At 61.9% G+C, this 19,175-nt stretch carries 17 protein-coding genes; 7 read left to right on the top strand and 10 right to left on the bottom strand.

Annotation, left to right across the window (positions count from 1 at the left end; all coding sequences use genetic code 11):
- The first annotated feature begins 6 nt into the window (after window positions 1-6).
- Genes ACEN8R_RS15995 through greB form a run of 3 tightly spaced genes read left to right on the top strand, consistent with a single transcriptional unit; the run spans window position 7 to window position 3,751 of the window.
- The gene (locus ACEN8R_RS15995) at window positions 7-690 is read left to right on the top strand and encodes an ABC transporter ATP-binding protein (protein ID WP_007939984.1); all 684 of its coding nucleotides are present in this window, start codon (window positions 7-9) and stop codon (window positions 688-690) included.
- Window positions 690-3,194, top strand: a complete 2,505-nt coding sequence (locus tag ACEN8R_RS16000) for an ABC transporter permease (RefSeq protein ID WP_064616715.1) — start codon at window positions 690-692, stop codon at window positions 3,192-3,194. Before ACEN8R_RS15995 ends, ACEN8R_RS16000 begins: the two co-directional genes overlap by 1 nt.
- A gap of 59 nt (window positions 3,195-3,253) precedes the next feature.
- Window positions 3,254-3,751, top strand: a complete 498-nt coding sequence (gene greB, locus ACEN8R_RS16005) for a transcription elongation factor GreB (protein ID WP_018929803.1) — start codon at window positions 3,254-3,256, stop codon at window positions 3,749-3,751.
- A gap of 33 nt (window positions 3,752-3,784) precedes the next feature.
- Here greB and ACEN8R_RS16010 read toward each other — a convergent pair whose 3' ends face one another.
- From ACEN8R_RS16010 to ACEN8R_RS16020, 3 genes are all read right to left on the bottom strand, one after another.
- On the bottom strand, window positions 3,785-4,093 hold the full coding sequence (locus tag ACEN8R_RS16010) for a hypothetical protein (RefSeq protein WP_007939981.1): 309 nt from the start codon (window positions 4,091-4,093) through the stop codon (window positions 3,785-3,787).
- Between the two features lie 261 nt (window positions 4,094-4,354).
- A complete protein-coding gene (locus ACEN8R_RS16015; protein WP_086944660.1) occupies window positions 4,355-4,789 on the bottom strand; it encodes a DoxX family protein in 435 nt (144 codons plus the stop codon).
- A 103-nt stretch (window positions 4,790-4,892) separates the two neighbouring features.
- Window positions 4,893-6,314 (bottom strand): MltF family protein, encoded by a 1,422-nt coding sequence (locus tag ACEN8R_RS16020; RefSeq protein WP_495624205.1) that lies wholly within the window; start codon window positions 6,312-6,314, stop codon window positions 4,893-4,895.
- A 237-nt stretch (window positions 6,315-6,551) separates the two neighbouring features.
- Here ACEN8R_RS16020 and ACEN8R_RS16025 point away from each other — a divergent pair, with 237 nt between their 5' ends.
- The 3 genes from ACEN8R_RS16025 to ACEN8R_RS16035 all read left to right on the top strand — a co-directional run bounded on the left by ACEN8R_RS16025 (window position 6,552) and on the right by ACEN8R_RS16035 (window position 9,454).
- Entirely contained in the window at window positions 6,552-7,361 is an 810-nt protein-coding gene (locus ACEN8R_RS16025) for a TatD family hydrolase (protein ID WP_018929806.1), read from the top strand.
- A gap of 110 nt (window positions 7,362-7,471) precedes the next feature.
- Window positions 7,472-8,953, top strand: a complete 1,482-nt coding sequence (locus ACEN8R_RS16030; RefSeq protein WP_018929807.1) for a methyl-accepting chemotaxis protein — start codon at window positions 7,472-7,474, stop codon at window positions 8,951-8,953.
- Window positions 8,954-9,085: 132 nt separating this feature from the next.
- Entirely contained in the window at window positions 9,086-9,454 is a 369-nt protein-coding gene (locus tag ACEN8R_RS16035) for an Mpo1-like protein (protein ID WP_018929808.1), read from the top strand.
- Here ACEN8R_RS16035 and ACEN8R_RS16040 read toward each other — a convergent pair whose 3' ends face one another.
- From ACEN8R_RS16040 to ACEN8R_RS16050, 3 genes are all read right to left on the bottom strand, one after another.
- On the bottom strand, window positions 9,455-10,252 hold the full coding sequence (locus ACEN8R_RS16040; RefSeq protein ID WP_018929809.1) for an acyl-CoA thioesterase: 798 nt from the start codon (window positions 10,250-10,252) through the stop codon (window positions 9,455-9,457).
- A 144-nt stretch (window positions 10,253-10,396) separates the two neighbouring features.
- On the bottom strand, window positions 10,397-11,164 hold the full coding sequence (locus ACEN8R_RS16045) for a CHAD domain-containing protein (RefSeq protein WP_018929810.1): 768 nt from the start codon (window positions 11,162-11,164) through the stop codon (window positions 10,397-10,399).
- A gap of 46 nt (window positions 11,165-11,210) precedes the next feature.
- The gene (locus ACEN8R_RS16050; RefSeq protein ID WP_018929811.1) at window positions 11,211-11,489 is read right to left on the bottom strand and encodes a hypothetical protein; all 279 of its coding nucleotides are present in this window, start codon (window positions 11,487-11,489) and stop codon (window positions 11,211-11,213) included.
- Between the two features lie 219 nt (window positions 11,490-11,708).
- Here ACEN8R_RS16050 and ACEN8R_RS16055 point away from each other — a divergent pair, with 219 nt between their 5' ends.
- Window positions 11,709-12,758 carry a patatin-like phospholipase family protein gene (locus tag ACEN8R_RS16055; protein ID WP_018929812.1) on the top strand — a complete coding sequence of 350 codons (1,050 nt, stop codon included), beginning with the start codon at window positions 11,709-11,711 and terminating at the stop codon, window positions 12,756-12,758.
- Between the two features lie 49 nt (window positions 12,759-12,807).
- Here ACEN8R_RS16055 and ACEN8R_RS16060 read toward each other — a convergent pair whose 3' ends face one another.
- The 4 genes from ACEN8R_RS16060 to kdpB all read right to left on the bottom strand — a co-directional run bounded on the left by ACEN8R_RS16060 (window position 12,808) and on the right by kdpB (window position 19,175).
- On the bottom strand, window positions 12,808-13,506 hold the full coding sequence (locus ACEN8R_RS16060; protein WP_064616704.1) for a response regulator: 699 nt from the start codon (window positions 13,504-13,506) through the stop codon (window positions 12,808-12,810).
- A gap of 48 nt (window positions 13,507-13,554) precedes the next feature.
- Window positions 13,555-16,206, bottom strand: a complete 2,652-nt coding sequence (locus ACEN8R_RS16065; RefSeq protein WP_258613320.1) for a DUF4118 domain-containing protein — start codon at window positions 16,204-16,206, stop codon at window positions 13,555-13,557.
- Between the two features lie 153 nt (window positions 16,207-16,359).
- Window positions 16,360-16,905, bottom strand: a complete 546-nt coding sequence (gene kdpC / locus ACEN8R_RS16070) for a potassium-transporting ATPase subunit KdpC (RefSeq protein WP_026286694.1) — start codon at window positions 16,903-16,905, stop codon at window positions 16,360-16,362.
- 212 nt (window positions 16,906-17,117) lie between these two features.
- Window positions 17,118-19,175 (bottom strand): potassium-transporting ATPase subunit KdpB, encoded by a 2,058-nt coding sequence (gene kdpB / locus ACEN8R_RS16075; RefSeq protein ID WP_258613319.1) that lies wholly within the window; start codon window positions 19,173-19,175, stop codon window positions 17,118-17,120.

Genomic DNA, 19,175 nt, shown 5'->3' on the forward strand with positions numbered 1-19,175 from the left:
TTCTCCATGGGCGCAAGCATTCTCACCGCGAAGAACCTCAGCAAAGTGGTTCCCAGCGCGGAAGGTGAACTGACTATCCTGCACGAACTCAGCCTGGAACTGAACAAGGGCGATAGCCTGGCCATTGTCGGCGCCTCCGGTTCCGGCAAATCCACCCTCCTCGGTCTGCTTGCCGGCCTCGACCTGCCGAGCAGCGGCGAAGTCACTCTCGCCGGCCAAGGCCTGAGCAATCTCGACGAAGACCAGCGCGCGCGCATTCGCGCCGAGCACGTGGGGTTTGTCTTCCAATCCTTTCAACTGCTCGACAGCCTCAACGCCCTGGAAAACGTCATGCTGCCGCTGGAACTCGATGGCCGCAAAGACGCCCGTGAGCGCGCCACCGAGCTGTTGCAACGGGTCGGCCTGGGTCAACGCCTGACCCACTCGCCGCGCCAGCTCTCCGGTGGCGAACAGCAGCGCGTGGCGATTGCCCGTGCCTTCGCCGCCGAGCCCGATGTGTTGTTCGCCGATGAGCCCACCGGCAACCTCGACAGCCACACTGGCGAGCGCATCAGCGATCTGCTATTCGAACTCAACAAGGAACGCGGCACCACCCTGGTGCTGGTAACTCATGACGAACGCCTGGCACATCGCTGCCGGCGCCTGATCCGCCTTGAAGCCGGCCTGCTGGTCGCCCCTCTGGAGCCTTGATGGCACGCCTGCCGCTGTTGCGCCTGTTCAGTCTCGCCATTCGCCAACTGCTGCGCGATGCCCGCGCCGGTGAGTTGCGCGTGTTGTTCTTCGCCTTGCTGGTGGCCGTGGCGGCGAGTACCGCCATCGGTTACTTCGGCGCCCGCCTGAACGGCGCCATGATGCTGCGCGCCACCGAGTTTCTCGGCGCCGACCTGTTGCTGGAAGGCAGTTCGCCGGCGCGGCCGGAACAGATCAACAGTGGCATCGAGCTGGGCCTTGAACATGCTCAGGTGGTGGAATTTTCCAGTGTCATTGCCACCGACAACGGTATTCAGCTGTCCAGCATCAAAGCCGCCGATGACGTCTACCCGTTGCGCGGCGAACTGAAAAGCGCCCCCGCGCCGTTCGCGCAGGAAGCACCCGGTGGCGGTCCGAAACCCGGCGAAGCCTGGGTTGAAGCGCGACTGCTGACTGCACTGGACTTGAAGATCGGCGACAGCATCGATGTCGGCATGAAAACCCTGAAACTGGCGCGGGTGCTGACCTACGAACCGGATCGCGCCGGTAACTTCTACAGCCTGACGCCACGGGTGCTGATCAATCTCAGCGACCTCGAGGCGACCGGCGTGGTGCAACCCGGCAGCCGGGTCAGTTACCGCGAACTCTGGCGCGGCAACGCCCAGGCGCTGGAAACCTATCGTCAATTGATCAAGCCAGGCCTGGCCGCCAACCAGCGCATCCAGGATGCCCGCGATGGCAATCGGCAGATCGGCGGTGCCTTGGGCAAGGCCGAACGTTACTTGAACATGGCCAGCCTGGTAGCGGTGCTGCTGTCCGGCGTGGCGGTGGCGTTGTCGGCGACACGCTTCGCCACCCGCCGATTCGATGCCAGTGCATTGCTGCGCTGTCTGGGCCTGTCCCGCCGGGAAACCATGGTGCTGTTCAGTCTGCAACTGACAGTTCTCGGACTGCTCGCCAGCATCAGCGGCGCCCTGCTTGGGTGGCTGGCGCAGCTCGGGCTGTTTGCGCTGCTGCATGATTTACTGCCGACTGACGTTCCACCGGGAGGCCTGTTGCCGGCCATTGCGGGGATCGGCACCGGGCTGGTCGCGCTGGCCGGTTTCGCCCTGCCGCCGTTGGCCGCTTTGGGGCGAGTCCCACCGCTGCGGGTATTGCGCCGGGACTTGCTACCGATTCCCTCCAGCACCTGGATGGTCTATGGCGCGGCGTTGGGCGCCCTCGGCCTGATCATGTGGCGTTTGAGCCTGGACCTGGTGCTGACTTTCGCCCTGCTCGGCGGCGGCGTGATCGCGGCACTGGTGCTTGGCGGTTTGCTCTTGCTGCTGCTCAAGAGCCTGCGCCGGATGCTGGCCCGCGCCTCATTGCCATGGCGTCTGGGGTTGGGCCAACTGTTGCGCCATCCACTGGCGGCGGCGGGTCAATCCCTGGCCTTCGGCTTGATTCTGCTGTCGATGGCGTTGATCGCTTTGCTGCGTGGCGAGCTGCTCGACACCTGGCAAAACCAGTTGCCGAAAAATGCCCCGAACTATTTCGCCCTGAACATTCTGCCGGCGGACAAACAAGCCTTCAGCGATCGGTTGATGGAGCTGTCAGCACAATCGGCACCGCTGTACCCGGTGGTGCCGGGACGGCTGATCAGCATCAATGGCAAACCGGTGCAGGAGATCGTCAGCAAGGACTCGGCCGGTGACCGGGCCATTCAACGCGACCTGAGCCTGACCTGGGCGGCGGACCTGCCGGCGGGCAACAAGCTCACCGCCGGCAACTGGTGGGATCAGCAACCGGCGGATGAACTACCCGGTGTTTCGGTGGAAGGCAAAGTTGCCGAAAGCCTCAAGCTCAAGCTCGGCGATCACATGGTGTTTAGCGTTGGCGGGGTCAATCGGGAGGCGAAAGTCACCAGCCTGCGGGAGATCAACTGGGACAACTTCCAGCCGAACTTTTTCATGATCTTCCAACCCGGCACCTTGAAGGATTTGCCGGCGACCTACCTGACCAGTTTCTATCTGGCACCCGGTCACGACCAGCAGATCGTCGACCTGTCCCGCAGTTTTCCAGCGGTGACCATCCTGCAAGTCGAAGCGTTGCTGGAGCAGTTACGCAGCATTCTCGCGCAAGTGACCCTGGCAGTGGAGTACGTGCTGTTGTTCGTGTTGGCGGCGGGGATGGCGGTATTGTTCTCCGGCTTGCAGGCCACCCTCGATGAACGTATTCGCCAAGGCGCATTGCTGCGAGCGCTGGGCGCCGAACGGCAGTTGCTGGTCAGGGCCCGGCGGATCGAGTTCGGTTTGCTCGGCGCGGTCAGCGGGCTGTTGGCGGCATTGGGCTCGGAACTGGTGAGCCTGGTGCTCTACCGCTACGCCTTCGATCTGCCCTGGCATCCGCATCCATGGCTGCTGGTCATGCCGCTGATCGGCGCGGCGCTGATCGGCGGTGCCGGTGTGTTCGGCACGCGCCGCGCCTTGAACGCCAGCCCGCTGACAGTCTTGCGCGAGGGTTGATAAACTCAAGTACGCTTGTTTAAAAACCCGATTCAAGAACTCAACCACAAGAAGTCGCCATGAGCCGTTATCGCCCTCCCCGCACCGCCGGCACCGCGCTGATCACCCCCGAAGGTGAAGCGCGGATGCGCGCCGAGTTTCATGAGCTCTGGCATGTGCGCCGACCGCAAGTGACGCAATCGGTCAGCGAGGCGGCGGCCCAGGGCGATCGCTCGGAAAACGCCGAATACACCTACGGCAAAAAGATGCTGCGCGAGATCGATAGCCGTGTGCGCTTTCTCACCAAACGGTTGGAAGCGCTCAAGGTGGTCAGTGAAAAGCCCAGCGATCCGAACAAGGTCTACTTTGGTGCCTGGGTCACGATCGAAGACGAGGACGGCAAAGAGTCGCGCTATCGCATCGTCGGCCCGGATGAGCTGGACCTGAAGCTAGGCCTGATCAGCATCGACTCACCGCTGGCCCGCGCCTTGATCGGCAAGGCACTGGACGCCGAAGTGCGAGTGCAGACACCAACCGGTGAGCAGTGCGTGTATATCGTGGCAATCGACTATTTTTGAGCCACGGTGCTCTAAGCCGTAGAGCCCTGAGCCTCAGCAGCGGGCAATCAGCCCTTGGCGCGCGACGCGGGTCAGTTGCCTGATCACTTCAGGCGCGTCCTCGGCGCTGGGTGCCTGAATCACCGCCAGATCGAAACTGTCTGTCGCGAAGCGCTCCAGCGACTCGCCATCTTCGACAAACTGGATCAGGAATGCTGCCGGACCGCCGGTGCGACGTGGCCAGCCATCGAGGTAACGCAACAGCGTCGGCTGATGTTTACCGCCAAGCAGGATTTTTGGATTGCGCTGGGTGAGATGTGCCGTAATCGGCGCGGGGCGTACAACGGGGTTCAATGCATTCATTGTGTCGTGTCTCTGCCTCAAAAGTCTGCATGGCAGGTGAGAGGCAACACCGAACCAGCGCTTTAGCGGTATTTCGAAGCCTGTTTCAAGCTTCTATCGGCAACTGAATGAGTCACCTGGCGCCCCGCAAGTAGCTGTTTAAATCGGCGCATGAGCAGCATCCTAGAGAAGCTGACCGGACAGTGTCAAGAATCGCCAGCAACAAAAAAAGGCCCGCACAGTGCATCACACTGCGCGGGCCTTTTTGTTGAGTCAGAGCGGTCAGTCGGAGATGGCGCGGTCGACCGAGAGCTTGCCTGCGCCTTCGATCAGCACTGCGAGGCTGCCACCGAGCAAGGCCAGGGCGAATTCATAACCGTTGTTGGCCATGAACAGACCGTTGCTGATGTGCACCGAGAAAATCGCAACCAGCGAGAGGAAGGTCAGCCCCAACGCCGCCGGACGTGCCAGCAGGCCGATGATCAGCGCCAGACCGCCGAAGAATTCAGTACCACCAGCCAGGATTGCCATCAGGTGACCGGGCGCCAATCCAATGCTTTCCATGTACTGCGCGGTGCCGGCAATGCCGTAGCCGCCGAATGCCCCGAAGAGTTTCTGTGAGCCGTGGGCCGCGAAGATGATGCCGACGAAAATCCGCAGAATCGTCAGGCCGTAGCCAGCGCGGGTAGACAGTACCTTGTTGATCAGTGTGCTCATGCTGTGTCATCCATTGTGAGAGTGTGTTGGTTGGTCGCCATATTAATCGGTTTATCTCATGCTAAAAGCGCAAAAAACGCACCATAACAATCAGATTAGTCGATCATTTACGTAAGGCAACTTTCTGCCCCCGAGGCTCCAACGATTCCCGCTCCCGATCGAACGCCAGGTAATACTTGTTCACGCTATTAACATAGCTGACAGCCCCCATTCCCACCTGCTCCATGGCGATTCGCTCAACCTGGAAAAACCACTGATTAGGATTCAGGCCGCGGCGCCGAGCCTCGGCCCGCATGCCCTGGACCCGCTCCGGTCCCATGTTGTAGGCCGCCAGCACGAACGCCATCCGTTCACGCTCGTTGAGTTTGGGGCTGGCAAAGAATTTGCGGCGGATCATCGCCAGGTACTTGGCGCTGGCCTGCACATTGGCATCGAGATTCTGAATGTCACTGACGCCAACCCGTTGGGCGGCCGAAGGTGTTATTTGCATCAGGCCGGTGGGGCCACTGCCATTTCTGGCGGAGGGTTGCAACGCCGATTCCTTGAAGGCCAGCGCTGCCAGGTTCAGCCAGTCCATGTCCTGGGCTTGAGCGTGTTTTTGCAGCACCGGTCGAAGTTTTTCCAGGCGCTGACGATCGGCCTTGGCCAAGGGATAGTGCACTTGATACAGGCGCCGGTAGATCCGCAGGAACGCCGCATCCTGGTCCGACGGTTGCTTGTAGGTGGTCAGGAAACGGTCGATGCTCGCCCGCAGCATCGAGGCGTCGCGGCGTACGAACCAGTATTCCTCGCCCGGCTCACGGATGAGCACCTGTCGATCGAAGCGCAACTTGGGCAGGATCTTGCCCCAGCGCTCGGCGATCGGTTGCTCGACGATGGTCAGATGGAAGATCCCGCCCTGGACCATTTCCAGTACGTCCTCGACGGCCAGGCTTGGGTCGACCCACTCGATCTTCATCGGGGGCAGTTTGTGCAGCGCGAGCTTCTGATTGATCTGGCTGACCGCATCCCCGGCAGCACTGCCGGTAGGCAGCGCGAGGGTTTTACCCGAGAGTTGTTCAAGGTGGGTGTAACGCCGTTCGCCTTTGATCCCCACCAGCAGTAACGGCACGTCGCTGGCAATCGGCTCACTGGTGCTGACCGCGTGCCCCGATTGCGGATCAAGCAATTCCCCCGGCGCGACCAGATCGCCCTCCCCGCGCTGCAACGCGCCGAGCAGTTGATCCTTGGCTTTGGGAATGATCTTGAGGGTGATTTCCTGGCCGTCACGGGCGTGGCCATTAAGGTATTGCTCGAAAGCCCGCAGGCGGTGGTATTCGACGCCGATGGCCTGGCCCTGGACTTCGCCGGAGCTGTTGCGGCTCTGGTTGACCAGCACCCGCAGCACACGGCTACTGCGAATCTCCGCCAGGTCGCGGACCTTGGCTGCCGGTACGGCTTGCAACGGCCCGGCCAGACGCGCAACCGCCGGCATCGGCAGCAGCAACGAACAACACAGCAGTAACAAAACCGAGGGACGTGTCATCCACTCTCCGGAAAGAATACTGGCCAACCTCATGAGAGATTTCATGACATCGGGCAACAGAAACAGAGCGCTTGAAGCGCTGATAAAGTGCGAGAGAGTGGCACAGTGATGGCAAATCTACCAACCCCGACCTGCCTCGCGGCCTCAACAGACAGCTTTAACTCGTTGTAGTTCTTGGTTTTTCTTATAAATCTACAGCTCTGATATGCTTTCCGGCCTTTGGTCCGAGGTAGCACCATGCAACTCATCGATATCGGCGTCAACCTGACCAACCCCAGTTTTGCCGACAAACACCAGGCTGTACTCGACCGAGCCTACGCTGCCGGGGTCTGCCAACTGGTGCTTACCGGGACCAGCGTCGAGGGCAGCGAACAGGCGCTGGAACTGTGCCGGCAACTGGACGAAAGCGCTCAACGACTGTTCGCTACCGCCGGCATTCACCCGCATTCAGCCAGCGACTGGAACGCCGACAGCGCCCAGCGTCTGCGCAGTTTGCTCAAGGAGCCGAACGTAGTGGCCGTGGGTGAATGCGGCCTCGATTTCAATCGTGATTTCTCGCCCCGCCCGCAACAGGAAAAAGTCCTCGAAGAACATCTTGCAATGGCGGTCGAACTGCAACTGCCGGTGTTCCTGCATGAGCGCGACGCCAGTCAACGACTGCTGGAGATCCTGCACGATTACCGCGATCAATTGCCGGCTGCCGTGGTGCACTGCTTCACCGGAGAAAAGAAGGCGCTGTTCAGCTATCTCGATCTGGATTTGCACATCGGCATCACTGGCTGGATCTGCGACGAACGCCGGGGCACGCACCTGCATCCGTTGGTCAAGGAGATTAAACGCGGGCGCTTGATGCTGGAGAGCGACGCGCCGTATCTGCTGCCCCGCAGCTTACGCCCCAAGCCGAAGAACGGTCGCAACGAGCCGGCGTATCTGACTGAAGTGTTGCGTGAAGTGGCGTTGCATCGCGGGGAAAGCATGGAAGATCTCGCCGCCCACAGCACCGCCAGCGCCCGGGCGTTTTTCGGGTTGCCCTCGATCCCCCAGTAACCACTTGAGAACCGTGGCGGTCATTGACCCATATCAAGATTCGACGCACTGAGTAGCGGCACAATAATGGCACCTTGCCAAAACTGTTTCCGCTATCAGAGAAGACCTCCATGGGTGCCTGGCTTAGCAATATCTCGCTGAAATACAAATTCTGGGCAGTCAACGCCGTCGCCTTTGTCACCACCCTGTTGCTGGTGCTGTACGCCGTGCAGCTCGAACAACAGGCCCGCAGTCACGCCGCGCAAGTATCGGCCCAGGCCCAGGCACGATTGCTCAATGCCTGGCCTGCCGGGCAGCCGCTGCCCAAGGCCGACAACCTGCTGACCTTCAATCGTGGGCAGGCGCCTTTACTGAACGGGCAACCACTTCTGGAACTGACCGATACCCTCGGTTGGGTCCAGATCAATGCCATGCCGCTGTTCGGGGAAAATCCGTTGATGGGTGCCGAGGTGTTCGCTCGTCCCGACGGTCAACAGGTCGCGGTTGTTGCCTACAGCCCGAGCCTGAGCCAGGTGTTCGGCGAGCGCTTCACTCACTACGCGGTAGCGGTGTTCATCCTGATGCTGGCGATGCTCGCTGCGTCGCAACTGTTGATCCGCTTCCTGCTCAGCCAGCTCAACACCTTGAAAGACGTGATGCTCCACGTCGAGAAAACCGGTGACCTGTCGGCCCGTGTGCCCCTGGCCTGCAAGGACGAAGTCGGGCAGATGGCCAACGCCTTCAATGCCATGCAGGCCGGCTACCAGCGGGTGGTCAACACTGTCGCCAGCACCGCCCGGCAACTGGACGTCGGCGCCGCGCGACTGGCCGCGAGCATGAATGAAGTGCGTCACGGCATGCTCGGCCAGCAAAGCGAAACCGATCAGGCCGCCACGGCGATCAACGAAATGACCGCCACGGTCCATCACATTGCCCAACATGCCGGCGCCACCCGCGACCTCTCGCAAACCGCCGACACCCTGGCTGGAAGCGGTCAGGAAGTGGTGACTCGGGTGCAAAAATCGATTGGCGGATTGTCCACCGGCGTGCAGCAAACCGCCGAGATGATTCAGCGCCTGGCCGAGGACAGCCAGAAGATCAACGGCGTGGTCAACGTGATTCACAGCATCGCTGAACAAACCAACCTGCTGGCCCTGAACGCGGCCATCGAAGCGGCCCGGGCCGGTGAAATGGGCCGAGGGTTTGCGGTAGTCGCCGATGAAGTGCGCAACCTGGCTAAACGGGTCCAGACGTCCACCGACGAGATCACCACCATGGTTTCAGCGCTGCAGGCCGGGACTCGGGACGCGGTGGATTTCATGCAGGAAAGTTCGTACAAGGCGGACGACTGCATGCAACAGGCCCAGGAAGCCAGTGTGGCCCTGGCTGAAATCACCGGTGCGGTGGCGCAAATGCGTGAAAGCAATACGCAGATCGCGGTGGCGGCCGAGCAGCAGAGTCATGTGGCGGAGGAGATGAATCGGGCCGTGGTGAGCATTCGCGACGTGACCGAGAACACCGTGAAGCAGACCGTGAACTCGGCGATTACCAGCAATGAATTGGCGATGTTGGCCGGGGAATTGAGCAAGGCCATCGGGCAGCTCAAGCTTTAAGGGCCCGCGAAGGCGGTCAACATGAATATCGACCATGACCCCTATCGCGCCGATAGCCAGCCTTGATTCGCCGACGGCTTTCGCCCGACCTATTCTTTGTTCATGAGCCTCAACGAACCAAGGATAAGCATCATGGGCAAACGTCACCCCAACCTTCCCGCCTGGCAATGGCGCCTGTACCCGCACAATCACCAGCACCCGACCAATCTGGTGTTGCACCTGATTGCCGTGCCGCTGTTCATCGTGGCGTTTTTGCTGATGGTCTCGGGGGTGTTCAGCCTGGATCTGGCGAGCTTCGCGATTGGCATTATCGGCCTGATTGCCGCCCTGGGCCTGCAGCGTCACGGTCATAGCCTGGAGGCGCAAGCCTCCGAGCCGTTCAGTGATCGCAAAGACGCGGTATCACGCTTGCTGGTCGAGCAGTTCCTGACCTTCCCCCGGTTTTTCTTCAGTGGCGGCTGGTGGCGCGCCTGGCGCGAACGCCACCGTCGCCATCGCTGATCAGGCGAAAATCGTGACGGTCTGCCGACTCATGGCGATCAACTGACCGTCTTCGCTCCAGAGATTGGCGGCGGCGTGCCCGTAGCCGTCAGCGGCATGTTCGATGTCCACCAGGTACTTGCACCAGTCCAGCGTACTCAGCGCCAGCAACGGCTGGACGAATTCGATGGTCCAGGTGAGCGTGCTGCCTGCCGCCGGTTTCTTCAGATGCGACAACAAGGACGGCGGCCAGGCGTCGACCAGCGCCAGGATATGGGCTTCGCTGACCGACTCGCCCTCCCCATCCCCGCGCAAGCGTACCCAACCACCCATGTCCCGCGATTTGTTACCAGTGAACGGCATGCCACCGATACTCCAGCGCATGGCCAGGTAGCGCATGAATTCCGGGGTCACGCCCTTGATGTACGGCAGTTCCTGACAGTCGTCCCAATGCTTCATCTCAGGAGCCGGGTTGGCCGCGACCACCACTTCGGAGGTTCGCGAAGCGCCGAAGCTGCCCTGGACCAGCGTCACCACCTGCCCCTTCTGCATCGCCCGGCCCAGCACCTGGCTGACGGCTTTGCCTTCGCGCAATACGTCGACTTCAAAACTGACCGGTACATCGGGCTCGACCGGGCCAACAAAGGTGATTGCCAGCGAGCGCACCGGACGATCCGCCGGGACTTTTGCGCGCATGGCTTCGTATTGCAAGGCGGCGATCAGACCACCAAAACTCGCCCGCCCCTGGCCCCACTCAGGTGGAATAGACACTTCCTGCGGCTGGCTGCGAACAGCGTCGAGCAGATCGGAAAAGCGCATGGGAACCTCAGAGACTGGGAAATGGATGGAGCGATCTTAACCAGCCCGCAAGGCCGGCACAGCGCTTATTCCGGCCAAAATTACTGACAGATGGGCCGTGCTCGGCTGGAACCCACATTGGATTCGTGGGGATTCGTGGTGGTTTCAGGATTTGAAACAGGCTCTGCTGAGTTTGTCGAGAACACGGTCGGCGCGCTCTTCGGCCTGGGCCATAGTGGTTTTCCAGACTTCGACACATGGCTGCAAATCAGGCTCTTCCTCGGCGCGGGCCAGCCATTGCCAGCTGTCGTGCCAATCCCCCAAGGCAGCCTGAGCCGACTTCAGCCTGGGCATGGCCGCTTCCGGCAAACGATCCAGTTCGGGATAAGCTTCGATGCCATAACGCGCACGCTTGATCAGCAGGCGCAGACGATGGCGGTCATGGGCGGGATCATGCAGGGCCTGATCGAGTTTCTTCCATTGTTTGGCCAGGCGTTTTTCGATGCGCTGGCGCAAGCCCTTGAGCAAACCCTGGCGTTGGGAGGCCCGCAGGAACCGCGGAAAGGCGTCGAGGATCATCAACAACTGGGTCAGCTCCGGGCTCATCGCCACGGAGGGATAAGCCTCAGCCATCCGCGCCATGCGCCGGTGCGCGGCCTCGGGTTGATTATGCTGGAGCAAGTACGCTGCCAGCACTTCACGATCACGCAACGGTGTGGTCAGTTGGCCGACCCGGGACGACGCTGCTTCCAGTTGTTCGACCCCAGGCAAACCGCGCAAGGGACGAAGCAGGCTGCGCAATCTGCGCACGGTGGTGCGCAGATCGTGCAGCGCTTCCGGATCGGTGCGGGCACTCAAGCGAGCCTGACAGGCCAGCAAACGGACTTCCAGGCCCAGTACTTGAGCCACCAACCGATCAACCACCGCAGACATCGCGTACTCCCTGAATCGAATTACCCTGAGTACGCTCCATCATGCCTCAACGGCCGGCGCGGGACTCACGAATGTAGAAACGTGCCTTCTCGGCCTTTCTGGTACACCCCTCGTACGCTTCGAATTGTTGCTGGGTCTTGGCACCGGTCAGCAACGACAGCGCCTTGGAGTAGCTGACAGTCCCGGCTAAACCCTCGGCCTTGGCCAGATCCAGTTCGTGCCAGGCGGCGTCGAGCTGGCTACCGCAGCTGTCACGGTAAGCGGTTTTACCGGCACAACCGGCAAGCGCCAACGCAATCAAAGGCACACAAATCCAGGCTTTCATCACTCACACCTCAAAGATAATAGACAGTCGTGCAGGTAAGACCGCTCTGGCGCGCGAAAAGTGCCTTGGACCCGCAGTGGAAACTATAGCGCTCGCGAGGATACCGACTCGCCTTCGTTGAGTGTCAAAAAACGACGCCCGCTCCCGTCGAACGACCATAGCGATTGAAGCGAGCCCCTCGTTGGGTGCATTGTTGAACCTTGTCAAAGAGGTCGATTCATGAAAAAGCGTGTCGCACTGGTGTTGGGCTCGGGCGGTGCCCGGGGCTACGCCCATATCGGCGTTATTGAAGAGATCGAACGGCGTGGCTACGACATCGCCTGCATCGCCGGTTGCTCCATGGGCGCGGTGGTCGGCGGGATCTATGCCGCCGGCAAACTCGATGATTATCGCGACTGGATCGAGAGCCTGGATTACCTCGACGTGTTGCGTCTGGTGGATGTCAGCTTCCGCCTGGGCGCGATTCGCGGGGAGAAGGTCTTCGGGCAGATCCGCAAGATCGTCGGCGAGATCAATATCGAAGACCTGCGCATCCCCTACACGGCCGTGGCTACGGACCTGACTAACCAGCAGGAAATCTGGTTCCAGGAAGGCTGTCTGCACCAGGCCATGCGTGCGTCGGCGGCGATCCCCAGCCTGTTCACCCCCGTGATGCAGGGCAATCGAATGCTGGTGGACGGCGGCATCCTCAACCCGTTGCCGATCGTGCCGGTGGTGTCGAGCCATTGCGACCTGATCATCGCGGTCAACCTCAACTCCACCAACCAGCGTCACTATCAACTGCCGGTGATCCAGCGCCCGGCGGCATTCAAGACCCGCTTCGACAGCCTGATCAGCTCGCTGGGCTCGAAATTGCCTTTCCGCCGCAAACAGGCGGAGCAATTGCTGCTTCTCGAAAAGGAAGCGCTGATGGCAGAAGCGGCCGAGATCAACCCGTGGATCGAATCCGCCCAGCCCGAAGCCCAGCAACCGGCGGCGGCCCCGGAAAGCGACGGTGCACCGAAATCCGCCACCGGGTCGTTCATCATCGACAACGTCGGGCCGGCGTCTTTGCTGGACCTGATCAACCAGAGTTTCGAGGTGATGCAAACTTCATTGGCGCAGTACAAGATTGCCGGGTATCCACCGGATATCCTGATCAACGTGCCCAAGCGGGTGTGCCGTTTTTTCGAGTTCTACAAGGCGCCGGAGTTGATCGCGCTGGGGCGGGAGATTGCCCGGGATACGCTGGATCGGTATGAGAGTGAGCGCAATGAAGATTGGCGGTAAAGCGTACTGACGATCGTTCCCACGCAGAGCATGGGAGCGATCAACAGAACTAAAGGCTGACTTCACTCAACAACCGATACCCCACCCCCGCCTCGGTGACGATGAACCGCGGCTGAGTCGGATCATCCGCCAGTTTCTGCCGCAAATGCCCGACTACGATCCGCAGATAGTGGCTGTCCTCGGTGTGGGTCGGGCCCCAGATGTCCTTGAGCAATTGCTGCTGGGTGATCACCCGCCCCGGATGCCGCGCCAGTTGCGCCAGCACCGCATATTCCTTGCGCGTCAGCGCCACTTCGGCGCCGTCCAATAGCACCCGGCGATAAGCCAGGTCGACAGTGAGCGGACCGAAATTGAGCGCCGCTTCCTGGGCCTCACCCGTTGGCGCCTGACGCAGCAAGGCGCGCACCCTGGCGAGAAACTCCTGGATGCCGAACGGCTTGGTCACGTAGTCGTTGGCGCCGCCATCCAGCGCCTGGACTTTCTGCCCTTCGCTGGCGCGCACCGAGAGCACCAGTACCGGCACCGTCGACCACTCGCGAAACTCGCGCAATACCTGCTGGCCGTCCATGTCCGGCAGGCCGAGGTCGAGCACCAACAAGTCAGGTTTGTTCAATGCGGCCTGGGCCAGGCCTTCCGTGCCGGTGCCGGCCTCCAGCACTTTGTAGCCTTGGGAGGCGAGGCTGATGCGCAGGAACTTACGGATCTGCGGTTCGTCGTCAATGACCAAAATGGTCGCGGTCTGGCTCATGAATTCACATCAACACAAAGAGGTGGCAAGAGAGTAGCGCAGGCGGGATCAGGCTTCACTGTCCAATCCCGGCTGAGTCTGCAACGGCAAGTGCAGCGTGATGCAGGTGCCGCGCCCTTCGATGCCGTCGGCGACGCTGATCCGCCCGCCATGGGCACCGACCATGCCCTGACAGATCGCCAGCCCCAACCCCGTACCCTGCCCACCGCGATCACCACGAGCGGCGGTGTAGAACATGTCGAAAATTTTCGCCCGGTCCTCCTCCGGAATCCCCGGTCCCTCATCACTCACCGAAAAAAACAGCTCGCTGTCAGTGGCGCCGGCGCGCAATTCAAGACGTCCGTGGGGCGGAGAAAAACGCGCGGCGTTTTCCAGCACATTGACCAGTGCTTGCTCGATCAACGCAGCATGCACATAGAGCAGCGGCAGTTCGGCCGGCACCTCGGTAATGACCTGCAACGACGACAGCACCGCACGCAGACGATTAAGTGCACTGCCGACGATGTCTGCCGGCGACACCCAGTCCCGCGCCAGCTTCAGGGCGCCGTGACCGAGGCGGGTCATGTCCAGCAGGTTTTGGATGTAGCGATCCAGCCGTTCGGCTTCATCGCGGGTGCCTTCGAGCAGTTCGCGACGGTCCGCAAGCGGAATCGCCTCGCCCAGCGCCAACAGGCTGTCGATGCTGCCGCGCATGGAGGTCAACGGCGTGCGCAAATCGTGGGACACCGACGCCAGCAGCGCGCTGCGCAACTGTTCGGTTTCGCCATGCAAACGCGCGGCTTCAAGGTCATCGGCCAGTTGCGCCCGGGCCAACGCCTGGGCCAACGGTTGGCTCAGCGCGGTCAGCAAGCGCCGACGCTGGCCGCTCAGGGTTTGGCCTTCTTTGGCACACACGCCGAGCAATGCCAGCGGCCCGTCGTCCACCGACAACGGCCACCACCACCAGCGCCCGAACGGCAAGGTGCCGGTGCCCGCGCCTGCCGGTTGATCGTGTTGCCAGGCCCAATCGGCGGCGGCGCGCTCGGCCTCGGAAAACTCCAGCGGCCCACCGGTTTCAACTTTCCAGCCGCTCTGGCCATCGCGATTGAGCAGGCACAGCTTCAGGTCGCTCCAGCCGTTGAGATGCTGGGCCGCGGCGCTGACCACGGCCTGACGGTCGGTGGCGGCGGTGAGCTTGCGCGACAGGTCGAGCAGTTCGCTGGTCTCTTCCTGAGTGTCGCGCAAGGCTTCCAGTTGCCGCCGTTGCCGCGCTGCAAGGTTACCGGTCAGGGCCGCCATCAGCAGGAAGAACAGCAAGGTCAGCACGTCTTCTTCGCGCTGAATACTGAAAGAGAACGTCGGCGGAATGAACAGAAAGTCATAGGTCAGAAACGACAGCGCCGCACAAGCCAGCGCCGGGCCAAGACTGCTGCGCACCGCCACCAGCAACACCGCCGCAAGGAACACCAACGAAATGTTGGGCAGTGGCAAGACGCTCGACACCGCCCAGGCCAGGGCACTGGCGAGCACCGTCGCCACCAGCGCCAACGCGTAGTCGAACCACACCAGCGACTGCGCCGAACGCTGACGTGGCTGATGCTGTTCGTGATCGCTGTCGAGCACGTTGATTTCCAGCCCGCGAGCATCGCGCAACAAACGCGACGCCAGGCCGCCGCCGAACAACCGTCGACGCAAACGCTGGCGTGACTGGCCCACCAGTACCAGGCTGGCGCGACGTTCAGCGGCGTGCTGGATCAGGGTTTTCGCCACCTCACCGGCGCGCAGCAACACCACTTCGCCACCGAGGCGTTCAGCCAGTTGCTGGGCGCTTTGCAGGCGCAGGCGCGACTGCTCGTCACGCACCCGGCCGTTATCCACATGCACCAGGCTCCACGGCAGATGCCGCCGCTGGGCGACGCGACTGGCGTGACGCACCAGACGCTCGGCCTGCGCATCGCCATCGACGCCCACCAGCAAACGACCGCGCACCGCTGGCGCCGCTTGCCCTAACTGGCGATACCCCTGCGCCAGATCGTTATCGACTTGAGCGGCGGCGGTTTGCATCGCCAGTTCGCGCAGGGCGGTGAGGTTGGTCTGGGTGAAGAACGCATCGATGGCCGCTCGCGCCTGCTCCGGCACGTAGACTTTGCCGTCGCGCAGACGCTCCAGCAACTCGCGCGGCGGCAGGTCGATCAGCAGCAGTTCGTAGGCTTCTTGCAACACCCAGTCCGGCAGGGTTTCACGCACCTGTACGCCGGTGATGCCGCGCACCTGATCGTTGAGGCTTTCCAGATGCTGGACGTTGACCGTGGTGAACACGTCGATGCCGGCAGCCAGCAATTCCTGGATGTCTTGCCAGCGTTTGGTGTGACGGCTGCCGGGGGCATTGGTGTGGGCCAGTTCGTCGACCAGCACCAGTTTCGGTTTGGCGGCGAGCAAGCCATCGAGGTCCATTTCTTCGAGCATCACGCCACGGTATTCCGAGCGCACCAACGGCTGCTGCGGTAAACCGGCGAGGAGTGCTTCGGTTTCGGCGCGGCCATGGGTTTCGACCACCCCGGCCAGGACTTTCACGCCTTGGCGCAGTTGAGTGTGGGCGGCCTGGAGCATGGCGTAGGTCTTGCCGACCCCCGGAGCGGCGCCCAGGAACACCTTGAGCCGGCCGCGGCCATCGCGGGGCAGGTCTGCTAACAGCGCGTCGGCGCGGCCGGAGTCACTCATCTGTCATTGCCTTGTTCACTTTGTTGATCGTTCCCATGCTCTGCGTGGGAATGCAGCCAGGGACGCTCCGCGTCCCAGTCGAAGCGGACGCAGAGCGTCCATAGATGCATTCCCACGCAGAGCGAGGGAACGATCCTTCCAACCTTCCAACCTTTACAACTTTTCCAGCGCCGCATTCAACTCAAACACATTCACCACCGGCGGCCCCACCAACGGCCGCTCGATGTGCGTATCCAGCAGTTGTTCAAGCGTAGACACCGGCAGATTGCGCGCTGCCGCGACACGCGCCAGTTGATAGGTAATCGACTCTGGTGGCAAGTGCGGATCGAGGCCGCTGCCGGAGGTGGTCAGCATGGCCAACGGCACCGGTCCCTGCCCGGCCACCTGCAGCTTATTGGCCTCCTCGATCACCCGAGTGGCCAGCGCCGGATTACTCGGCGAAAGGTTGCTGGCGCTGCTCGACACAGTGGCAAAGGCACCGGCCGATGGCCGTGGGTGGAACCAGGCGTCGCCGACAAAATCCTGGGCAATCAGCGACGAGCCACGGACCTTACCGTCGGCGTCGCGCACCAGGCTGCCATTGGCCTGGTCCGGGAAGGCAACCTGGGCAACGCCGGTCACCACCAAGGGGTAAGCGACGCCGGTGATCAGGGTCATCAGCACCAGCAGGCTCAGGGCCGGACGTATCAATGTGGACATTTCAAAATCCTCGATTCGAAGAATACTCATCACTTAGAAGGCACACACATCACCTGTGGCGAGGGAGCTTGCTCCCGCTCGGCTGCGCAGCAGTCGTAAACCCGGTGAATGCGGTGCCCTGAATAAACATTGGGCCTGAGGTGGGGCCGCTTCGCAGCCCAGCGGGAGCAAGCTCCCTCGCCACAAAAAGCCCCTGCCTCAAACAACAACCGCTAAACCAGATGCAACGCCGTCAACAGCATGTCGATCGCCTTGATGCCCACGAACGGCACCAGAATCCCGCCCAGTCCATAGATCAGCAGATTGCGTCGCAACAACGCCGCCGCACTCGCCGCCTGCACCCGCACACCGCGCAGCGCCAGTGGAATCAGCACCACAATGATCAGGGCGTTGAACACGATCGCCGACAGAATCGCGCTCTGCGGACTGCTCAGGTGCATGACGTTGAGCACACCCAATTGCGGGTAGATCGAGGCGAACAGCGCCGGCAGGATCGCGAAGTATTTGGCCACGTCGTTGGCGATGGAAAAGGTGGTCAGCGCACCACGGGTCACCAGCAATTCCTTGCCGATCTGCACCACGTCCAACAGCTTGGTCGGGTCGCTGTCGAGGTCGACCATGTTCGCCGCCTCCCGCGCCGCCTGCGTGCCATCGTTCATCGCCATGCCCACGTCCGCCTGAGCCAGGGCCGGGGCGTCGTTGGCGCCGTCGCCGCACATGGCAACCAGCCGACCGTCGTTCTGCTCATGGCGAATGCGCGCCAGTTTCTTCTCCGGCGTGGCTTCGGCCAGTACGTCATCCACGCCCGCTTCGGCAGCAATCGCGGCGGCGGTCAGTGGGTTGTCACCGGTAACCATGACCGTGCGAATCCCCAGCTTGCGCAGTTCGGCGAAACGCTCGCGGATGCCGGGTTTGACCACGTCCTTCAGATGAATCACACCGAGCAACTTGCCGTCGGCGCACACCAGCAGAGGCGTACCACCGCTCTGGGCGATCTTGTCGATTTCCCGGGACAGGGCGGGAGCCAGATCAGCGCGTTTCAGGCCGACGAAATTCAGCAGCGAATCCACCGCGCCCTTGCGATAGACCCGGCCCTGATAGTCGACACCGGACAGGCGGGTTTCAGCGCTGAACGGCACGGCGGTCAGTACTTCGGGGGACGGTTCGGGGTGCGAGTGAAGACCACGCAGGTACTCGACGATGGATTTGCCTTCAGCGGTGTCATCGGCCAGAGAGGCGAACAACGCGCCTTCGGCCAGTTCCTTGGCGCTGACGCCTGGTGCGGCATAAACCGCGCTGCAGCGACGGTTGCCGAAGGTGATGGTGCCGGTCTTGTCCAGCAGCAGGACGTGCACGTCCCCCGCCGCTTCCACGGCACGACCGGATTTGGCGATCACGTTCAGGCGCACCAGACGGTCCATCCCGGCGATACCGATGGCCGACAGCAAACCACCAATGGTGGTCGGAATCAGCGTGACCAACAACGCCACCAGGAACACCAGCGGCAGGTTACCGTTGGCGAAGTGGGCGAACGGTTGCAGGGTCACCACCACCAACAGGAAGATCAGGGTCAGGCCGATCAGCAGGATATCCAGCGCGACTTCGTTCGGGGTTTTCTGGCGTTTGGCACCTTCGACCAGCGCGATCATGCGGTCGAGGGTCGACTCGCCGGGGTTGGCGGTGATGCGCACCAACAACCAGTCCGACACCAGTCGAGTGTTGCCGGTGACGGCCGAACGGTCGCCGCCGGATTCGCGAATCACGGGCGCCGATTCACCGGTAATCGCCGCTTCGTTGACCGCCGCGATGCCTTCGATCACCTCGCCGTCACCGGGAATCATCTCCCCCGCTTCGACGCGCACCACGTCGCCCTTACGCAGGCTACTGGCGGGCACTACCTGAAAGCTGCCATTGGCGCTTTTGCGCCGGGCGCTCAAGCCAACGCTGCCGGCCTTGAGACTATCGGCGCGGGCCTTGCCGCGACCTTCGGCCAACGCTTCGGCGAAGTTGGCGAACAGTACGGTGAACCACAGCCACAATGCGATTTGCGCGGCAACGAAGGTCGGCACGGCGCTGTCGGGAATGAAGCACAGCACGGTGGTGAGAATGGCGGTCAGTTCCACCACCAGCATCACTGGCGCACGCTGCAATTGCCGTGGGTCGAGCTTGACGAACGCTTGCACCAGCGCCGGGCGCCAGAGGGCGGCGATGGCAGTTTTCGGTTGTTCCGGCGCTTTGGCGGCGACGGTTTTGGTAACGGGCATATTCAT

It is taken from the genome of Pseudomonas sp. Pseusp15 (genome assembly GCF_059492165.1).

Coding starts and splice junctions, on each gene's coding strand:
- ACEN8R_RS15995 (WP_007939984.1), top strand. CDS start 7: ATGGGCGCAAGCATTCTCACCGCGAAGAACCTCAGCAAAGTGGTTCCC.
- ACEN8R_RS16000 (WP_064616715.1), top strand. CDS start 690: ATGGCACGCCTGCCGCTGTTGCGCCTGTTCAGTCTCGCCATTCGCCAA.
- greB (WP_018929803.1), top strand. CDS start 3,254: ATGAGCCGTTATCGCCCTCCCCGCACCGCCGGCACCGCGCTGATCACC.
- ACEN8R_RS16010 (WP_007939981.1), bottom strand. CDS start 4,093: ATGAATGCATTGAACCCCGTTGTACGCCCCGCGCCGATTACGGCACAT.
- ACEN8R_RS16015 (WP_086944660.1), bottom strand. CDS start 4,789: ATGAGCACACTGATCAACAAGGTACTGTCTACCCGCGCTGGCTACGGC.
- ACEN8R_RS16020 (WP_495624205.1), bottom strand. CDS start 6,314: ATGACACGTCCCTCGGTTTTGTTACTGCTGTGTTGTTCGTTGCTGCTG.
- ACEN8R_RS16025 (WP_018929806.1), top strand. CDS start 6,552: ATGCAACTCATCGATATCGGCGTCAACCTGACCAACCCCAGTTTTGCC.
- ACEN8R_RS16030 (WP_018929807.1), top strand. CDS start 7,472: ATGGGTGCCTGGCTTAGCAATATCTCGCTGAAATACAAATTCTGGGCA.
- ACEN8R_RS16035 (WP_018929808.1), top strand. CDS start 9,086: ATGGGCAAACGTCACCCCAACCTTCCCGCCTGGCAATGGCGCCTGTAC.
- ACEN8R_RS16040 (WP_018929809.1), bottom strand. CDS start 10,252: ATGCGCTTTTCCGATCTGCTCGACGCTGTTCGCAGCCAGCCGCAGGAA.
- ACEN8R_RS16045 (WP_018929810.1), bottom strand. CDS start 11,164: ATGTCTGCGGTGGTTGATCGGTTGGTGGCTCAAGTACTGGGCCTGGAA.
- ACEN8R_RS16050 (WP_018929811.1), bottom strand. CDS start 11,489: ATGAAAGCCTGGATTTGTGTGCCTTTGATTGCGTTGGCGCTTGCCGGT.
- ACEN8R_RS16055 (WP_018929812.1), top strand. CDS start 11,709: ATGAAAAAGCGTGTCGCACTGGTGTTGGGCTCGGGCGGTGCCCGGGGC.
- ACEN8R_RS16060 (WP_064616704.1), bottom strand. CDS start 13,506: ATGAGCCAGACCGCGACCATTTTGGTCATTGACGACGAACCGCAGATC.
- ACEN8R_RS16065 (WP_258613320.1), bottom strand. CDS start 16,206: ATGAGTGACTCCGGCCGCGCCGACGCGCTGTTAGCAGACCTGCCCCGC.
- kdpC (WP_026286694.1), bottom strand. CDS start 16,905: ATGTCCACATTGATACGTCCGGCCCTGAGCCTGCTGGTGCTGATGACC.
- kdpB (WP_258613319.1), bottom strand. CDS start 19,175: ATGAATATGCCCGTTACCAAAACCGTCGCCGCCAAAGCGCCGGAACAA.